This window comes from Pseudomonas fluorescens (genome assembly GCF_902497745.1).
In the GTDB taxonomy this organism is placed as follows: Bacteria; Pseudomonadota; Gammaproteobacteria; order Pseudomonadales; family Pseudomonadaceae; genus Aquipseudomonas; species Aquipseudomonas fluorescens_BM.
In genome coordinates this window covers 89,477-107,772 of sequence record NZ_CABVHJ010000007.1, presented here as the reverse complement: position 1 = coordinate 107,772, position 18,296 = coordinate 89,477, and the positions used below count along the sequence as shown (strand labels likewise).

At 57.1% G+C, this 18,296-nt stretch carries 14 protein-coding genes; 5 read left to right on the top strand and 9 right to left on the bottom strand.

Annotated features, from left to right (window positions below):
• Positions 1 to 265, top strand: a 265-nt coding sequence (locus F8N44_RS31705; protein ID WP_224794760.1) for a hypothetical protein, incomplete at its 5' end; no start/stop codon positions are given.
• Between the two features lie 192 nt (positions 266 to 457).
• Here F8N44_RS31705 and F8N44_RS12910 read toward each other — a convergent pair.
• From F8N44_RS12910 to F8N44_RS12895, 4 genes are read right to left on the bottom strand one after another with little or no spacing between them, the layout of a single operon-like run.
• The gene (locus F8N44_RS12910; RefSeq protein ID WP_150650565.1) at positions 458 to 856 is read right to left on the bottom strand and encodes a hypothetical protein; all 399 of its coding nucleotides are present in this window, start codon (positions 854 to 856) and stop codon (positions 458 to 460) included.
• A gap of 2 nt (positions 857 to 858) precedes the next feature.
• A complete protein-coding gene (locus F8N44_RS12905) occupies positions 859 to 3,093 on the bottom strand; it encodes a hypothetical protein (protein WP_054997657.1) in 2,235 nt (744 codons plus the stop codon).
• On the bottom strand, positions 3,086 to 4,675 hold the full coding sequence (locus tag F8N44_RS12900) for a site-specific integrase (RefSeq protein WP_054997656.1): 1,590 nt from the start codon (positions 4,673 to 4,675) through the stop codon (positions 3,086 to 3,088). Before F8N44_RS12900 ends, F8N44_RS12905 begins: the two co-directional genes overlap by 8 nt.
• The gene (locus tag F8N44_RS12895; RefSeq protein ID WP_054997655.1) at positions 4,675 to 5,937 is read right to left on the bottom strand and encodes a site-specific integrase; all 1,263 of its coding nucleotides are present in this window, start codon (positions 5,935 to 5,937) and stop codon (positions 4,675 to 4,677) included. Before F8N44_RS12895 ends, F8N44_RS12900 begins: the two co-directional genes overlap by 1 nt.
• A gap of 147 nt (positions 5,938 to 6,084) precedes the next feature.
• Here F8N44_RS12895 and ettA point away from each other — a divergent pair, with 147 nt between their 5' ends.
• On the top strand, positions 6,085 to 7,776 hold the full coding sequence (gene ettA, locus F8N44_RS12890) for an energy-dependent translational throttle protein EttA (RefSeq protein ID WP_150650564.1): 1,692 nt from the start codon (positions 6,085 to 6,087) through the stop codon (positions 7,774 to 7,776).
• 349 nt (positions 7,777 to 8,125) lie between these two features.
• Complete coding sequence (gene gdhA, locus F8N44_RS12885) at positions 8,126 to 9,463, top strand: NADP-specific glutamate dehydrogenase (RefSeq protein WP_150650563.1); 1,338 nt, start codon at positions 8,126 to 8,128, stop codon at positions 9,461 to 9,463.
• On the opposite strand, the gene F8N44_RS12880 is transcribed toward gdhA, so the two are convergent.
• The 4 genes from F8N44_RS12880 to F8N44_RS12865 form a co-directional block, all read right to left on the bottom strand.
• Positions 9,460 to 9,954, bottom strand: a complete 495-nt coding sequence (locus F8N44_RS12880) for a GreA/GreB family elongation factor (protein ID WP_150650562.1) — start codon at positions 9,952 to 9,954, stop codon at positions 9,460 to 9,462. The genes gdhA and F8N44_RS12880 overlap by 4 nt on opposite strands.
• Before the next feature lie 70 nt (positions 9,955 to 10,024).
• Positions 10,025 to 10,381, bottom strand: a complete 357-nt coding sequence (locus F8N44_RS12875) for a hypothetical protein (RefSeq protein WP_016986195.1) — start codon at positions 10,379 to 10,381, stop codon at positions 10,025 to 10,027.
• A 157-nt stretch (positions 10,382 to 10,538) separates the two neighbouring features.
• The gene (locus F8N44_RS12870) at positions 10,539 to 12,392 is read right to left on the bottom strand and encodes a DUF4105 domain-containing protein (RefSeq protein ID WP_150650561.1); all 1,854 of its coding nucleotides are present in this window, start codon (positions 12,390 to 12,392) and stop codon (positions 10,539 to 10,541) included.
• A gap of 94 nt (positions 12,393 to 12,486) precedes the next feature.
• Positions 12,487 to 12,975, bottom strand: a complete 489-nt coding sequence (locus F8N44_RS12865) for a DUF3015 domain-containing protein (protein WP_007909797.1) — start codon at positions 12,973 to 12,975, stop codon at positions 12,487 to 12,489.
• Between the two features lie 277 nt (positions 12,976 to 13,252).
• Between F8N44_RS12865 and F8N44_RS12860 the strand changes: the two genes are divergently transcribed.
• Positions 13,253 to 15,691 carry a Lon protease family protein gene (locus F8N44_RS12860; RefSeq protein ID WP_150650560.1) on the top strand — a complete coding sequence of 813 codons (2,439 nt, stop codon included), beginning with the start codon at positions 13,253 to 13,255 and terminating at the stop codon, positions 15,689 to 15,691.
• 311 nt (positions 15,692 to 16,002) lie between these two features.
• Positions 16,003 to 16,317 carry a hypothetical protein gene (locus tag F8N44_RS12855; protein WP_007909799.1) on the top strand — a complete coding sequence of 105 codons (315 nt, stop codon included), beginning with the start codon at positions 16,003 to 16,005 and terminating at the stop codon, positions 16,315 to 16,317.
• Between the two features lie 36 nt (positions 16,318 to 16,353).
• Here the strand turns inward: F8N44_RS12855 and F8N44_RS12850 are convergent, their stop codons facing one another.
• Positions 16,354 to 18,183, bottom strand: a complete 1,830-nt coding sequence (locus tag F8N44_RS12850; protein WP_150650559.1) for a hypothetical protein — start codon at positions 18,181 to 18,183, stop codon at positions 16,354 to 16,356.
• Positions 18,184 to 18,296 lie beyond the last annotated feature (113 nt).

Genomic DNA, 18,296 nt, shown 5'->3' with positions numbered 1-18,296 from the left:
AATAAAGAACGTAACCGATATTTCTGCAGCTCTGAAAAGCGTTGAGTCATTCAGTACTCTTGTAAAGTTTAAAGAGGGCATGATAGACGGCTTTTCGAGAGAACCAATTACGGAGTTGGGGGAGGACAAGGTTCAATCAATTCCAAATGGCGTACTGATAGTTTTGAAAGATCTGCCTCGTGTAGAAAAAAATATTCCATCTCCTAGAGTGCAGATTACATTTTTACCATCTATACAGTTCCATAAAGATAATGTTGATATTTGAAATTATATTCTATGAAGCTTAAGTGGAAGAGTATGATTAGCTCGATAAAAAAGGCTGCTCAGCGGCGCTTATTTTTGTTGGGCTAAAATTCTGGTTGCGGCACGAATAGCAGTCATCCCCCGCACAAATCCGTACGTGCGGAACCGCGCATAGGCGCCTGCATTGGGTAAGGTAGTTATCTTTCAAATGAGATCAGGTCCTCTTCTGAAGCTGTGAAACCGGCCGCTCCAACATTGATTGCGTTAGCCCGTGCATATCTGCATTGGCTTGCCAGATCAAAAATCGGCTATGCATATCTCGAACAGCGGCTAACAGCTTCTGGTTGGACGCTGTCACTTTCTCAATGTGCTCGTTGGCTGCGTGAATATCGCTAATCCAGCCAGGCTTAAGCTTCTGAGCCTTCAATGCCGCCTTGCAGTTCTTCATCGCTAAATCCACGGCAGGTAGATTCATCAGCGACTGGCGAGCACGACTGATACCCAGTTTTTGTTTGCAGGCCTCAACGAGCAAAGGCCAGGTCAGCTTCGGCTCTGACCATTCCTCAATCAGCTTTATGATGCGCTTCTCATCCTTTGGCGTTAAATGCCCCATCTTTAACCCTCAATCTCATTCAGCAAAGCCAAGACGTCATCTAACGATGATAACGCCTCTTGCGCTGGGTGCTCTTCAATGACTTTGACTGCGATCAGACCTGACATTGCGACGGCGTTCTTGGTCAGCGTCCAACCGTTATCAGCGTTCCACACAATGGCACCCTTTTCGAGTCCGGGGTTTTCCAGCATTTGGATGAGCTCCTCGCACTTAAAGAGCTTCTCACCCAGTTTCTTGGCCCACTCCGATGCCCCAAACACGTCCCGAGACTGCGCATCCAGGGCTTTATCGAGGCGTCGTTTAAGATCGTCGCGTTCTTCCTTAAGGTTGCCAAGCTTCACGTCATCCCCTTTGACGCATCCGAGCCGCCCGCAGTCCAAGCAGGCGCCCATTTTCGGGCAGGGCTCGGAAGCAAAGTTGTGCACACAAACGCCGAGATGGGTTTGATGGATAATGCGATCCTGCTCACCCTCGCGCAGTTCCCTTACATCTGCAAGACTCAGAGGCTGATTGGTTTTAACCTTGTCCAGACGCAGGGCAGCGGTGCCGTGCTTCGTTTTGGGGTGATAATCCGCAACCCCTTGGGTGCGTTCCTCGACTGTTTCATGGTTGTAGACCGATCCCATCGACGAGCGCCCGGAGAAAGCATCAATCAAGAGCTGCGACAGACCGGCCTTGCGCATCTGCGTGTTCAATTCGTGCCGAAACGCATGCGTGTTGACCTTGACGCCGGGGTAACCATAGCGTTCGAACAGGCTTTTCACTGCTGGGTTGTTACTACCTCCTAACTGCGCATTCATTCGGCCAGTGCTCGCCGCGATCTCCACGCCAAACCCGTGTTGCGCACCAGATGTACCTGAGTCTCCAGCCAGTGCTCCCGTGCGCATGGTGAACAACGCATCACGGTACTTCAACCGAGCTTTGCCCTCCGTGTACGGCGTGGTGTATGGAAAATCCTTTGGAAGATACTTCTCCCGCAACAGCATATTGAGTCTGCGTAGCGTGATCACACATCGGTCGTCGAACTCCCAACCCTGGACCCCAAGCTTTCCCTTAACATGTATTCTCTTCCCTTTGCTGGAATCCCACCCGTCACGGATCTCTGCCAAGAGCGCTCGGACGGCGGGGCTCAACGCCTTTTGCTTCTCAAGGCTTTTCAGTAACTTGACATTGAATACTGATCGCGCGTGCCCCTTATGAGCGGCGAGTTTCAGCGCGGCACAAGCTTCGACGTATGTGAGCGGTTCATCAGCTCCCTTGGGTGGCACTCCTGCGTGGGGGGGGAACTCATCGGGATGGTCTTCCAGCCAGGCGGCGTAAGCCCGCGCTTCATCGGTGATCGGTTTCAGTAACATGATGACCCGCTCGACGACCGGCTCCATCTCAGGGATAACGACGGGCTTCGCCGTCATCTGGTTCATCTTTTCCGCGTACCAGCGCAGGAACATGCGCCGATTGCCCTGGGCATCCTCTTTGAATAGCAGGAAATTCAATGGAAGATCCGCCAATTCACCCACGCGACTGGGTACACTCAGTAACAGCGCACAGGCGGATGTCACTACGATGTCGAGGTGGCTGGTCAATTCGTTTGTGAACACTTCCCCGAGGGCTCTGATCGCTTCAGGGTTAGGCAGCTTCTTTTCCCGATCCTCTCTTTGCTGCTTGAGCGTGCCTCTCTGGCTCTGCCTCAGCGGAGATGTCCACCGGAAATCCGACTTGAGCAGTTTTTTGGCCAGCATCAGGGCGATGATGGCCTCAAGTGACTTACTGTAAACGTATGCGGTGTTTCCTTTCGTCCAGTGACGTCTCATGTGCTCGCACGCATTATTACAGACAGCGGCGGACACCCGCGTCACATCCAGCGTGCCGGTCAACTCGAACAGGGCGACTTCCAGCCCCCTAAGAGCGTTCATCCAGTCACTCATCCCCTTTTTCTGCAAATACACCCTTCGGTACACCAGTATGGCTTTGGTAAATTCCGTGAAGGGTGCCTGCATCGTCTTTCGGGCAGATAAGGTCGATCCGAGCGCCGTGAAGCTACAGCTTGAGAGGCCATGCGGGTGCCAACTGCCGTCTTCCCAGCGAATACTCGCGTTCACTCGATTGGGAATGCCTTTGGGCAGAGTGTTTTTTGCCCATTCGATAAACGCCACGAGGTGAGCCTCCGCATCCAGCTGGCTCTTGGGATTAAAATCAACAATGTTATTCGGCGGTTCAGAATCAAACGCTTCAGTCATTCTTCTGTGCCCTTGAGTCCGATGATCGGCGCATGGCCTCGCAATCCAGAATAACCTTTCGGCAAGCGAGAATGGCCCGATCCCATAGCACGCCGGTCGTTTTATCCGTGGCAATGGTTTGCTCCCGGCGACGCTCCAATCGCTCAAGGACCTCGCGGTGATTGGCGTGCAAAAGGGGCTGGAATTTTCCGCATGCATAACAGGTATACGGCGCATCGAGAAGGCAGGCGGTCGTGGCACCGCACACTGCCACATCCTCGATTAGGCGATCCGCTCGATCCCCGTTTATGGCTGAGGTGAGATCTGTGACGATGATCCCGGTGAACGCATTCACAATCAAGGCCATATGGTTGTTCATCTTCGCGTCGATCAACGCCAGCAACTCCGTCGACACGGCGCGGTACTTTCGCACTGTTCGAGTATCGCTATGCATCAATGCGCGGGCTATCGCAAACTCACTCAGCCCCGCATTGGAAAGGTCCGTGCCGAGGGTGTGCCTGAACCGGTGCCCCGTCACTTTCAGCGGCTGATGGGTGCGAGGCGAAATTGGAAAACTCTCCATCCGCTCGATGTGACGAAGCCATTGCTTGACCGTGCCTGATCCGACATGAAAGAGGGGCTGCGGCGCGTCTTCGAGGGCTTTTTGAAGGGGGCTATCGAGCAACACAGGGGGATTCCACCGCCGTTTCCAAGCTTCTGCTGCATCACGATCCAGCTTCTTACGAAAGAGCGGCACATTCTGGATGGCTACATTCCAATCGACACCGCTTGGGTACGTTTGCCAAAGTTGCGCCAGAATCATTGCCTTGTAGGCCTGCACTGTGTTGTAGAGGTCCTCATCCAGCCTAAATCTTTCGGATTTTTTTCGCCAACCCGCCTCGTCGCCTTTTTGCTTTGCCCAATGAAACTTGACCTCGCTCTCCGTGAAGTCACCAAAAACCATCATTCGCACCTGATAGCCACGCTGTCCGTAAATCATCAACATGCGCAGGTAAATGTACTGCTCGAAATCTAACTGCCCGTGACAAAACTGCTCATGTATCCATTGATGCAGCGCGTCCTGCTCGACCTGTGTGAGCGGGCCTTCTTCGGGGTCTAGGCTAAGGATCACATCGTTGCTGGAATTCTTTTTCCTGGGCAATTCCTTGTAGGCATCGATCAGGGATTGCGACGGGCGCTGTTCCAGGGATTCGCAATCGTGCCAAAACGCTATGAAGGAGGCCATGACACTAAACTCTTTATCGCTAAAGCGCTCCCGCAGTGCGATCAGTTGATCCTCGTTGAGCGGGTCAAGCCCAGCCTGAGCAGCCCGCGACAACACACTGGCAGTGTTAGCAACCGTGCGCGCTGCCACATCGCCCATTCGGTACACCAGGGCGGCGTGCAACCAAGGCCGCCAGTCCGGCGAGACGCAGGCAATAGCCGCTTTCCAGTTAACTGAATCACTAGTCGACTTATCCGGTTTCCACATGGGGTCAGCGGGCGTGAACACCTCCCCACATTTCGCCAGGCGAGGCGTGTTCAGCCACGCATCTAGGGTGCTCTGCTTTGGTGCCTGAAGTGCTTCGACGGGAATGTTCACTATGAACCTCCTCGTGTCGTGTCGGCTTTCTGACGGCTGGCCGTAAACCGCTCGGCCCGTTTCTGAATTGCTTTGTCTGCCTCTTCCTTCCAGAATTTCGCGCCGTAGTGGCCGGGCATGTTCGAGTCGGGACTCCAGCCGAACATCCAGGTTAGGGTCTTTTGGACTTGCGTGATGCGGTCCTCCGGCGTGAGCAGTGCAAGTTCCTCACGCATGCTTTCCAGCATCGTGCAAACCGCGTCATGCCTCAGAATATGCGGGTGCACATGAGCCAGTTCCGGCGCTATTTCGCGGACTCTGGACAGAACGCCATCCACTGCCTTGATGGTCAGAGGTCCGCCCTCATTTCGCTTGTGCGCCACCAGCAAAAACGGATGCCTTCTCGCTAGCGATGCACCGCTACGGAGCTTTCTGTGGCGATATTTCGATTCGTACTCAGTTATTGCGTCATACAAGTCATCGGTCATCACCAGCATGCGCTCGTTGGTTTTGAATTGCGGGGCCATCGTTCGTGGATCGAGGCTCTCATCCTCAAGGTTGACCACCGCTAGTTGACGACTGTGCCAGTGAATATCGCTAGTCTTGATCAGCAGCATCTCGGAGCGTCGCAGCCCCATGTCGAGGCCCAGCAGCAAAATGATGTAGTTACGCAGTCTGATGGCTTCATCTGAAAAGGGGTTCTCGGCGTGATCTGGATGCATGATTTCCAGCAATCGAGTTCGCTCTTGACTCGTAAGCCCCTTCATTTCTTTCGTTCGCGTTTTTTTCCACGCAGGTCTGGCCGCTTTGATCTTGCGGTTGATGCGCTTCTTCAGATCGTCAACCGCCTCATATCGTGTTGAGTGATCACCCAGCTTGTCATAGAGAAAGGCTAGATAGTCGCGTACAGCCTCGATTCGCTGCTGTGCGTGGACCTTGCCAACGGATTTGTAGGCAGTCGGATGCAAACGCATCCCCGCATATTTCATGGCCAAGGTTTGCTTGCTGAACCCCGCGTCCGACACAAATCTGGAAAGCTCACTGTCTGTCAGGTACCTGCTGTGAGGGCGCTGTTCGAGGTGAGAAATCAGATCAATGGAGGAAAACGCCAGAAACTCCTCAAACACAGCCAGATGCTCAAGGTACTTCTTGGTTGTTTCGAGGGCTCTGCCCGAGTGCTCCATGGTGATGTATAGGTTGGGGTAGTACGCAGGAATGTAGTCTTGCACCAACAGCTTTCTTCGAGCAGCATTCACCACCTGCTCTATGACCTGGAAACCCATGTAGCTCCCTCATAAAACATAACTTTTCTAAGTATAGTCAGGGGTATCGGACGGTCAGCGCAAAACTTAACGTTTTATTTCCAGAGTTTAAGCGCCTGTCTCTACCCTCAAAGCACTGAAAATACAGGATTAAAGGCGAATCAAACCATGTCCAAAACTGACAAAGCAGGAAAAACAGGCTCTTACGTCTTCACCATGCATCGGCTGGGCAAAGTTGTTCCGCCGAAGCGGGAAATTCTCAAAAACATTTCGCTGTCGTTCTTCCCCGGCGCCAAGATCGGCGTACTCGGCCTCAACGGTTCGGGTAAATCCACGCTGCTGAAAATCATGGCCGGCGTCGACACCGAGTTCGAGGGCGAAGCCCGTCCGATGCCGGACCTGAACATCGGTTATCTGCCGCAAGAGCCGCAACTTGATCCGACCAAAACCGTGCGTGAAGTGGTCGAGGAAGCGGTCAGCGTGATCAAGGATGCGCAAGCGCGTCTGGACGAGGTCTACGCGGCCTACGCCGATCCGGATGCCGACTTCGACAAGCTCGCTGCCGAGCAAGCCAAACTCGAAGCGATCCTGCAGGCCAGCGATGGTCACAACCTTGAGCGCCAGCTGGAAGTCGCCGCCGATGCGCTGCGTCTGCCGGCCTGGGACGCGAAAGTTGAACACCTGTCCGGTGGTGAAAAACGTCGTGTGGCCCTGTGCCGTTTGCTGCTGTCCGCCCCGGACATGCTGCTGCTCGACGAACCGACCAACCACTTGGACGCTGATTCGGTGGCGTGGCTGGAGCATTTCCTGCACGACTTCCCGGGCACCGTGGTAGCGATCACGCACGACCGTTACTTCCTCGACAACGTCGCTGGCTGGATTCTGGAACTCGACCGCGGCGCAGGCATTCCGTACGAAGGCAACTACTCGGGTTGGCTCGAAGCCAAGTCCGATCGTCTGGCTGCCGAATCCAAGCAGCAGTCGGCTCACGAAAAAGCCATGAAAGAAGAACTGGAGTGGGTGCGCAAAGGCGCCAAGGCCCGCCAGTCGAAATCCAAGGCTCGTCTGCAACGCTTCGAAGAAATGCAATCGCAGGAATTCCAGAAGCGTTCGGAAACCAACGAGATCTACATCCCGGCCGGCCCACGTCTGGGCGACAAGGTCATCGAGTTCAAGAACGTCAGCAAGGGTTACGGCGATCGCGTGCTGATCGACAACCTGTCGTTCTCGATGCCGAAGGGCGCCATCGTTGGCGTGATCGGTGGTAACGGTGCCGGTAAGTCGACCCTGTTCCGCATGCTTATGGGCAAGGAAACACCGGATTCGGGCAGCATCGAAGTCGGCGAAACCGTGCAACTGGCCTGCGTCGATCAGAGCCGCGAAGACCTCGACGGCAGCAAGACTGTGTTCCAGCAGATCTCCGAAGGTTCCGACCAGATCCGCATCGGCAACTACGAGATCCCGTCGCGTACCTACGTCGGTCGCTTCAACTTCAAGGGCGGCGATCAGCAGAAGTTCGTCAAGGATCTGTCCGGTGGTGAGCGCGGTCGTCTGCACCTGGCGCTGACCCTGAAGGAGGGCGGCAACGTCCTGCTGCTCGACGAACCGTCCAACGACCTCGACGTTGAAACCCTGCGTTCCCTGGAAGAGGCCCTGCTGGACTTCCCGGGCGCCGCCATTGTGATCTCTCACGATCGGTGGTTCCTTGACCGCGTGGCGACTCACATCCTGGCGTACGAAGACGACTCGCAAGCGGTGTTCTTCGAAGGCAACTACACCGAGTACGAAGCCGATCGCAAAAAGCGTCTCGGCGAAGCGGCTGCCCAGCCACACCGGGTACGTCACAAGAAACTGGCCTGATATCGGGTTGGTTGCATAAAAAGAACGGAGCCTTCGGGCTCCGTTTTTTTTTGCCTGGTTTTTCGGGAGTGCCGAGATGACCACTTCGCGAGCAGGCTCGCTCCCACCTTTGAAATGCATTCCCCTGTGGGAGCGAGCCTGCTCGCGAAAGCGGTATAGCTTTTGGTGCAGATCTCAAATTTGGTCTCACCATTCAGGTGCAAAACTGGCTAAAAAACCTTCTGATTTATATCCTGTGCACCATTTAATTTCATAACTGCGACATTTTGCTCTGTTCCTGTGCGCATTTCGTTTGTTACAGTCCGGCCCAATCTCCTCCAACGACAATAAATTTGCCGAGACTTTTCCCATGATCGAATCCGTCGAATCCTTCCTTGCCCGTCTGAAAAAACGCGACCCGGATCAACCTGAATTCCACCAGGCTGTCGAAGAAGTGCTGCGCAGTCTGTGGCCATTTCTCGAAGCCAATCCGCATTACCTGACTTCGGGGATTCTGGAACGTATCTGCGAACCAGAACGCGCGGTGGTGTTTCGCGTGTCATGGGTCGACGATCAGGGCAAAGTCCAGGTCAATCGCGGTTTCCGTATCCAGATGAACAGCGCCATCGGCCCGTACAAGGGCGGCTTGCGGTTCCATCCTTCGGTGAACCTGGGCGTGTTGAAATTCCTCGCCTTCGAACAGACCTTCAAAAACTCGCTGACCTCGCTGCCCATGGGTGGCGGCAAGGGCGGTTCCGACTTCGATCCGAAGGGCAAGAGCGACGCTGAAGTCATGCGTTTCTGCCAGGCGTTCATGAGCGAGCTGTATCGCCACATTGGCGCCGACGTTGACGTACCGGCCGGTGATATTGGCGTCGGTGCGCGCGAGATCGGCTTCCTGTTCGGCCAGTACAAACGCCTGAGCAACCAGTTCACCAGCGTCCTCACCGGCAAAGGCATGACCTACGGTGGCAGCCTGATTCGTCCGGAAGCCACGGGTTTCGGTTGCGTGTACTTCGCTGAAGAAATGCTCAAACGCCGCGAGCAGACCGTCGAAGGTAAACGCGTGGCGATCTCCGGTTCCGGCAACGTGGCGCAATACGCGGCGCGCAAGGTCATGGATCTGGGCGGCAAGGTGATTTCCTTGTCCGACTCCGAAGGCACGCTGTATTGCGAAGCTGGCTTGAGCGAAGAACAATGGCTGGCGCTGCTGGAACTGAAAAACGTCAAGCGTGGGCGCATCAGCGAACTCGCCACAGCCTTCGGTCTGGAATTCCGCGCCGGTCAGTTGCCGTGGTCGTTGCCGTGCGACATCGCGCTGCCGTGCGCCACGCAGAACGAACTCGACGCCGAATCCGCACGCACGCTGCTGCGCAATGGCTGCGTATGCGTGGCTGAAGGCGCGAACATGCCGACCACGCTGGAGGCTGTGGATATCTTTATCGAGGCCGGCATTCTGTTTGCCCCGGGCAAAGCGTCCAATGCTGGGGGCGTGGCGGTGAGTGGTCTGGAGATGTCGCAGAACGCCATGCGCCTGCTGTGGACGGCGGGAGAGGTGGACAGCAAGCTGCACGCGATCATGCAGTCGATCCACCACGCGTGCGTGCATTACGGCGAAGAGAACGGGCGGATCAACTACGTCAAAGGCGCGAACATCGCCGGCTTCGTCAAAGTCGCCGACGCAATGCTCGCGCAGGGCGTGGTTTAAGCCGGTTCGATGCGGATCACTTCAATCATTTGATCACCGGCGGGGCGCTGCCACAGCACCTCGTCGTTGAGTCGGGCACCGAGTAGAGCGCGGCCCAGCGGTGAACCCCAATTGATCAGGCCTTTGCTGGCATCGGCCTGATCTTCGCCGACCAGTTGCACTCGGCGTTCGGTGTCGTGCTCATCGGCGTAGGTCACCCAACTGCCGATCTGCACTTTGTCGGTGGAGGTCGCGGCAACCGCGACTTGTGCGCTGCTCAGGCGTTGATTGAAATAACGCAAATCACGTTGCAGATCTGCCAGCCGCTGCTTGTCGGCCTGCTCGCCTTTGGCTGATTGTTCGGCGTGCAGGGTTTGCAGTTCGGTGACTTTCGCCTGCAACTGCGCCAAGCCTTGCGCCGTGACGTAATTGGGCTGATCACTGACCTGTCGTTCAACCGGCTGATCGGCTTGCGCGGCGGCGTTGTCTTCGTTGACGAAAGCACGGCTCATGGTGTCCTCCTCGTATGAGGTTTGGGCCATGCTCGCAGGCATTTGGTTTCACTGGATGTCTGGGAGCGACCTATTGCGAGCGATAAGCCCGCCCGGCGTCCTGATCTTTCTGTTGCTGCCAGGCGCGCTCGCGTTCGTCCCAGTGTTCGTTGCGGTACTCTTCGCGTCCCTTGTTTTCGAGCATTGCCTGACACTGGCGGAAGCCGTCGGTCCAGCCTTCGGCGTATTGCTTGTCTTTAAGATAACGCGGCACGTTCTTGCGGAATTCGCCGCTGATCGAACCGGCCGCCTGGCGGCCGCTGATGCAGCCGTCATCGAAGCCGTCGGCGAAGGCCGGTGGATAACCCTTGGCGATCAGATCTTCGTGGGTGGTCTGGCAACCGCCCAGCAACAGCACAACACCCAGCAATCCCGCACACCGCCACATCGCACTCTCCCGCGCCGGTTGTCCGGCTTATGGGGAAAGTCTAGAAGGGGATTCATGAGGCGGCTGTCGAAGCCCTGTGAAAAAACCATTAACACCACAAATCCAATGTGGGAGCGAGCAGGCTCGCTCCCACAGGGGGAATTTGTCGGGCTTCAGCTCAGTAGTGATACCACTTCACTTCAAGCATGACTTCCGTTTCCGGCGTAGCAAGGTGGCTGAACTCACGCTGCGCACTCAGGCGCAAACCCAGATTGCGCGACAACTCCCACTGCTGATTCAAACTCAGGCTCCGGCGCACTTCGCCATTGAAAAAGTAATCGCCCTTGGCTTCCAGGCTCAGGTTGCCCAGCGGGTTTTTCCACAACACGCCGGTATTGAACCCGCCGGCGGGGGACACGAACTCGGCGAAATCATTGTTGTGCTCAACGCGCACGGTGCCGAGGGCAAAACCCAGCACATCGTCACCCAGCGCCCACGTGCCGCCACCGCCACCGTTGACGTGGCTGACCAGCGTTTCGTCATCATGCTTGCCCGGCACTCGCTCCAGGCCGCCAGTGACCTGCCACGACAGCGGCTGTAGCAGCTCATTGCGCGGTGTCAGCGAACGAATCGTCGCCAGATCCAATTGCTGGAACTGCCAGTGATTACCCTCGTACTGACGCAACTTCATCTGCAGGATTTCGATCTGCGCGCCGAGCGGGAAGCTTTCGGCGTTGTCGTTGAGATCGTGATAGGCCATGCGCAAGCCGTATTCGCCGAACGCACGATCGCCACGGGTGCCGAGACCGGCCTGCCAGGTGCGTGATTCATGGCCGTCTTCAGGCAGGCCCGGTTGTGGAATTTCCAGCTCGGGGGCGGGGTTCTTGTTGATCGCCCGCAGCAGTTCAAAACTGCGCTGCGCCCGTTGTGGATCGCGTTCCTGACCGTTGGCGCGGTAACGCTCCAGGCGATACGCCGCGTCGATGATCAAAGCTTGACGGTCGCGGGGCAGGGCTTTGAATGTCGGATCCTGCAACACTTGCTGATCGGCGCTGACGTTCAGCACCCATTGCTGTTCTTCGTCGCTCAACGGTTCGGCACGGCTGAGCAATTCGCGCTCACGGGACGGGCGATATTCGATGCTTTCCACCAGTCCGGCTTCTTTCACCGCTTTGACGGTATCGGTGGGGATCGCGGTCAGCGGGAATTGTTCGGTCAGGCGCAGGCTCGGCCGTGCGACTTGCAGCAGCTCCAGTAAACGATACGAGCAGTTTTCATCGAAGAAGAAATAGTCGAACTGGATCTGCTTCAGCTCCCACACATGCTCGACCATGCGCGCGGTTTCTTCCTGGGTCAGGTTAAGTCGGTATTCCCACAGATCACGGTTTTCCAGGCTGCGGTATTCCGAGAGTTTCTCCTGATATGGCACCAGTGCGAACAACCCCGGATAGCCACCCATCAAGCCTTTCCAGGCGTAAAGAATGCTGTTGTCCGAACCTTCGATGTAGGCGCCGAAATTGATCGCGTAACTGAGCAGCGACGTTTTGTCGGCTTGCACGTCAGCCTGATCGATACGCAGCAGGGTATGGCCGAACATCGACGACGGACTGTTCAAGTACGCCGCCGGGAAGATCATCACCGCGCTGTGCGGCGAAACATCCTTGAACCACTTCTTGTATTCGGCGCATGCAGGTGTCGGCAGATCTCTGAGATTGAGCTGTGCTTTCAGCCAACGGGTGCGCGCCGGATAAACGCATTGCGCATGTTGCTCGCCAAGACTGGTCGGGGCGTACAGCGCTTGCACGGTGGCCGCCAGTTCATGATCGGGGTGTTCATTGCCATCGGGCGCAAGAAAGAATTTCTTGTCGCTGACATAGCTGCGCCAGCCGCCAAGCTTGGCGGTTTCGTAGTGACCGAGGGAAATCCAGAAACGGTCGTTGGCCAGTTGCTGCAAACGTTGAGGGTCGATGGTTGGCGCGGCGGACAGCGGGGCGCAGACACAGAGCGCCAGCCAGGCAAGGCGTTTGAGCATAGTCGGCAACTTGAACAGGAAAGAAATAAAGACCCAAGGAGGGCGGGCCGAAAAAACAAAACCCGCTTCCCGAAGGAAGCGGGTGGGGTCGAGCTTAAGCCTGAGTTGCGTACTTGGCCAGACGAGGATCCGATTTCAGTACGGCCAGGGTGTTGGTATGCACGTCTTCAGCGGTCACGTCAGCCTTGCTGAAGATCTGCTGGAAGTGCTCGTGAGTCACAGCGGCGAAGTGCGCACGGTCTTCCGGCGCCACACCCAGTACCACGGCATAAGTCGTCAGCGCTTCGCCGTTGCCTTTGGCCATGTCTTCGGACAGCTCGTTCATCATGCCATTCATGGCAAACCAGGATTTGCCGCCGTAGGTCAGCGAAGCGTTGGTCGAGCAACCGTTGGTGCCGGACGTCATCCCGAAGGTGGCGTTGCCGGAAGTACCGTTGGTGGTAGAAGCGAGGAAGTGAGCAGGGGTGCCACGCTGACCTTCAAACAGCATGTTGCCCCAACCGCAATCCGGGCCGCCTGGAGCTTGCGCCATTGCGTTGATGGATACAGCGGTGAAGAGAGTACCGAGAAGAATCCGTTTCATAGCTTTGTTCTCTTTATGTGCATACCAATGGACAGGGTTCTGACACCTGACGGTGCCAGTGGGCCAGTATTAGTTCCAGCCGCGCAGTTTGGAGTTTAGGCACGTTCCTGGGGTTCCGTGAGTTTTTACAAAAGATTTGGCGATAACCCCGATTTCACGGGTGCCGGGGCAGGGGCGGGCAGTTGTCTATGCTTTGTCGTGTGGCGCGCCTTGCCAGTGGGGCACGGGCAGCGCCAGAATGCCGCTATCTGCCCCGCCTGATTGTTAAGGAAGCCCGATGCCTGATTCTGTTGCTGCCAGCTTGCGTCTTGCGCCCGAAGCGCTGACCCGTCCGTTTTCCGCTGAACAGTTCAGCTTCACTACCACCAATGATCTGGAGCCCTTTCGCGGTGTGCTCGGCCAGGAACGCGCGGTCGAAGCCTTGCAGTTCGGTGTGGCGATGCCACGCCCCGGTTACAACGTCTTTGTCATGGGCGAACCCGGCACCGGCCGCTTCTCGTTCGTCAAACGCTACCTGAAGGCCGAAGGCAAACGCCTGCAGACCCCGGCGGACTGGGTCTACGTCAATAACTTCGATGAGCCACGCGAACCACGCGCCCTGGAACTGCCATCGGGCACGGCCGGCGCCTTTATCGGTGACATCAACGGTTTGATCGACAACCTGCTGGCGACGTTTCCGGCGGTGTTCGAGCACCCGTCCTACCAGCAAAAGAAAAGCGCCATCGACCGCGCCTTCAACCAGCGCTACGACAAGGCCCTCGACATCATCGAGCGTCTGGCCCTGGAAAAAGACGTCGCCCTGTATCGCGACGCCAGCAACATTGCCTTCACGCCGATGCTCGACGGCAAAGCGCTGGATGAAGCGGAATTCGCTCAGTTGCCGGAAGCCGATCGTGAGCGTTTCCACGATGACATTTCCGGCCTCGAAGAACGCCTGAACGAAGAACTCGCCAGCCTGCCGCAATGGAAGCGCGAGTCGAACAATCAATTGCGCTCGCTCAACGAAGAAACCATCACCTTGGCGCTGCAGCCGTTGCTGTCGCCGCTGTCGGAGAAGTACGCGGAAAACGCTGCGGTCTGCGGTTACCTGCAAGCGATGCAGGTGTACCTGCTGAAGACCGTGGTCGAGCAATTGGTCGATGACAGCAAGACCGACGCCGTCGCGCGCAAGCTGCTGGAAGAGCAATACGCGCCGAGCCTGGTGGTCGGGCATCCGGCCAGCGGCGGTGCGCCGGTGGTGTTCGAGCCGCACCCGACTTACGAAAACCTCTTCGGTCGTATCGAATACACCACCGATCAGGGCGCGCTCTACACCACGTATCGCCAGTTGCGTCCGGGTGCCTTGCACCGCGCCAACGGCGGTTTCCTGATTCTTGAAGCGGAAAAAATGCTCAGCGAGCCGTTCGTGTGGGATGCGCTGAAACGCGCCCTGCAATCGCGCAAGCTGAAAATGGAATCACCGCTAGGCGAGATGGGCCGGTTCGCCACTGTGACGCTCAACCCGCAACACATTCCGTTGCAGGTCAAAGTCATCATCATCGGTGCGCGGTCGCTGTACTACACGCTGCAAGACCTCGATCCGGACTTCCAGGAGATGTTCCGCGTTCTGGTGGACTTCGACGAAGACATCCCGATGGTCGACGAGAGCCTGGAGCAATTCGCCCAGCTGTTGAAAACCCGTACCTCGGAAGAGGGCATGGCACCGCTGACTGCCGATGCGGTGGCGCGTCTGGCCACTTACAGCGCACGTCTGGCCGAACACCAAGGGCGTCTGTCGGCGCGCATCGGCGATCTGTTCCAACTGGTCAGTGAAGCGGATTTCATCCGTCATCTGGCTGGCGATGATATGACCGATGCCGGTCATATCGAACGTGCGCTGAAGGCCAAAGCCACGCGCACCGGGCGTGTCTCGGCGCGGATTCTCGACGACATGCTCGCCGGGATCATCCTGATCGACACCGATGGCGCGGCGGTCGGCAAGTGCAACGGTCTGACCGTGCTGGAGGTCGGCGATTCGGCGTTCGGTGTGCCGGCGAGGATTTCCGCCACGGTGTACCCGGGTGGCAGCGGTATCGTCGACATCGAGCGTGAAGTCAACCTCGGGCAGCCGATTCACTCCAAAGGCGTGATGATCCTCACCGGGTATCTGGGCAGCCGTTACGCTCAGGAATTCCCGCTGGCGATTTCCGCGAGCATCGCACTCGAGCAATCCTACGGTTACGTCGATGGCGACAGTGCGTCGTTGGGCGAGGCGTGCACGTTGATTTCGGCGCTGTCGAAAACGCCGTTGAAGCAGTGCTTCGCGATTACCGGTTCGATCAACCAGTTCGGCGAAGTGCAGGCGGTGGGCGGAGTCAACGAAAAGATCGAAGGCTTCTTCCGCCTCTGCGAAGCACGCGGCTTGACCGGCGAGCAGGGCGCGATCATTCCGCAGGCCAACGTCGCCACGCTGATGCTCGATGAGAAAGTGCTGGCGGCGGTGCGTGCCGGGCAGTTCCACGTTTACGCGGTGCGTCAGGCGGATGAAGCGCTGAGCCTTCTGGTCGGTGAACCGGCCGGTGAGCCGAATGCCGATGGCGAATTCCCGGAAGGCAGCATCAATGCACGGGTGGTCGAGCGCTTGCGCGACATCGCCGAGATGATCAGCGAAGAAGACCTCAAGGAAGCGGAGAAGGAGTTGGCACAAGAGGCTTTGGCCGAAGCCAAGCCGGCCTGAGCCTAAACGCGGTCAAAAACTGTGGGAGCGAGCCTGTCGCGAAAGCGGTGTATCAGACGACGAATAAGTTGCCTGACACTCCGCATTCGCGAGCAGGCTCGCTCCCACATTTGTTTGGTGTGAATCCAGCGAAAATTCGCCACAACTCTGACGCCAATATTCACACAATGACCATTCGGCGCCTTCTGGTTCCATTCGGCTTGCGGAGCAGACTTTTCTTCTATTCTCAGCTCAAGGATATCGACAGTATCACTGGATCGAGCCAGTCCTCCCGTGGGGACTGAATACCGGCTTCACCGAGGGTCGCCGCCATGTCGCGCAACCTCTGCCTCACCCGTCAATGCCTGGGTCTCGTGACCCGTATCGAATGCGCCATCAAGCCGTTGGCCGGCGATAACGGCATGTGGACGCTGCTCTTCGCTGCCGGCATGGCCGGCGAACAACCTTCCGCCATCAAAGCCCAAGGCCCGTTTCATGGGCCGGTCGCCGCTGAATCGATACTCGACACGATCGTTGAAAGCCTGACCTTGCATGGCTACGAACTGGCCGACGATCCGCAGATCTGGAGCCTGCACCTGCAAGCCCAACTGCGGCAGATCAACGGTGGCCGTGGCCGCGCCCTGTAGGAGCTGCCGCAGGCTGCGATCTTTTGATCTTGCTCTTCAAGGGGCAGTATCAGGCAGCTGCGCCTTGTCGAGTTTGACTTCAAAGCCATATTGCACGGTGGCGAGGTCGGTTCGCTGATAGGTTTCCACGTGGCTCGGGTGGCCATAAAAGTAATGCACGCCAAACAACGCCGGGCCTTCTGTGCCCGCGTCGTGGCTGACCGAAAGGATCTGCTTGAGGTAATTGCCGCTGTCATCCTTGACGAAGAAACGCCATTCGTTGGGCGGAAACAGTTTCAGGTCCACCACCAGCATGTTGTTCTTGATCTCCAGGCCTTTGGGCAGGGACTTGGCGTCGTACGTCTGTTTGGCTACCGTGGCGAGAAACAGCGGCATTGAGCCGACGGCAATCGCCGGGGTTTCCGGGAACAGGTTCAGGTCGTAAGTGATCGTCGCGCGCAGCGGATCGACCTGGTACGCCTCGGGCGGCAGTTCGATCGGTTCATCGAGCTTGCCACCGCGCTTTTCGGTGAAAAACGTGACCGGGCTGACACCCGGACTGAAATCATCGCCAAGCAATTCATCATTGAACGTGCGGCGATGAGAAAACTCGATGCGTGCGGCGCTTGGTTCTTCTACGGATTGATGAATGCGGATGCCGGCCTTCAGTTGTTCTTCGGTCAGGCTCGCGCCCTTGAGCCAGTTGCCTGCCAGGTCGTCGTAAACCGTCACTGATGGATCCAGTGGCTGGATGGTTTTCTCCGTGGTGTGCTGATTGAACGTGCGAATCGGCAGGTCCAGCGGTTTACGCGTCACGGTCGCCGAGGAAAAATCCAGCACGCTGACTTCCAGGGTATCGATCGGACCGTTGAAATAGACCTTGTTGTAGCGACGCGGGTGTTTCTGCTCGAAATCCTGTTGTTCCCGGGTGAGCTGTTTTTCCAGCGTATCGCTCCAGCTTTTCTGCTGTTGCAGGTACGTCAGTTGTTTCTCGTAAAAGGCTACTTGCTCCGGACTCTCGTTGATCGAGCCGGCACGCACTAGGTACTGTCCGGTGTTATCGCGGGCCTGGACGATCAGCGGATTGAGCTGGGCATCGGCGACTTCCGCCGCCAGCGGCAGGTTGTTGCTGAATTCGACCTCTGCGTAGTCCTTTTCAAGCTTCAGCAGTTTGACGCTGAGGTTGTCATTGGTGCGGGTTTGGCCGACGTCCTTTTGCGTCAGGTCGAAGCTGTACAAGCGGCGCGGCGCGATGACTTCGATCTGGCCTTGCAGGCTGACCGGTTGCGGCAGGGTCTTCTTGTCCACGTCCAGCCCGTCAATGAATGGGTAGGTTACGGTCAGGTCATCGGGGTTGGTGACATTGGAGCTGGACGGGCTGAGCTGGATGCCCGGATCGGTTTCCGACCATTCCGGCTGATAAGCGATCACGCGTTTGTTGCTCAATGTTACCGACTGCCACTCCACGCCATGGGGGAACAGGAAGCCGCCGGGAATGTTCAGGTTGAACGGGAACACCGGTTGCAGGTCGGTGAGGTAATCGGAGCTGGCGTCCTTGTGCAGCACGAACAGGCCATTGATAAAGGTATCAACCAGTGTCTGCGGGGCGGGGTAGTGCTTGAGTACGGCGAGGGCGTCTTCGCCGTATTCGGTGCGCGTTGGATTGTCGCTGAGCTTGAGTTGCGCCCGTTCAAGCAACAGCAGTGAGCCGCCAAGTTCGGTAATGGCGTCCTTGAGTTTCGGATCGGTGATGGCGTCCAGCGACTGTTCGAACTTTGCCGTCTTTTGTTCAAGGCTGGCGGCGTGCTTCTCGTCGCCAGGCGAGCAACCGCTGATCAACAGTGCAAGGCAGATTCCGGCCGTCGTTATCGGTAATCGCACATCCATTTCCACGCGTCCTGTCTACAGTCACTGGGCTGTCAATGGTTTGGACACTAGCAGAAAAAAAATCACTCACACACGCAGGTGGCGGATTTTTCGGCGGTTTCTGGCTGTCATAG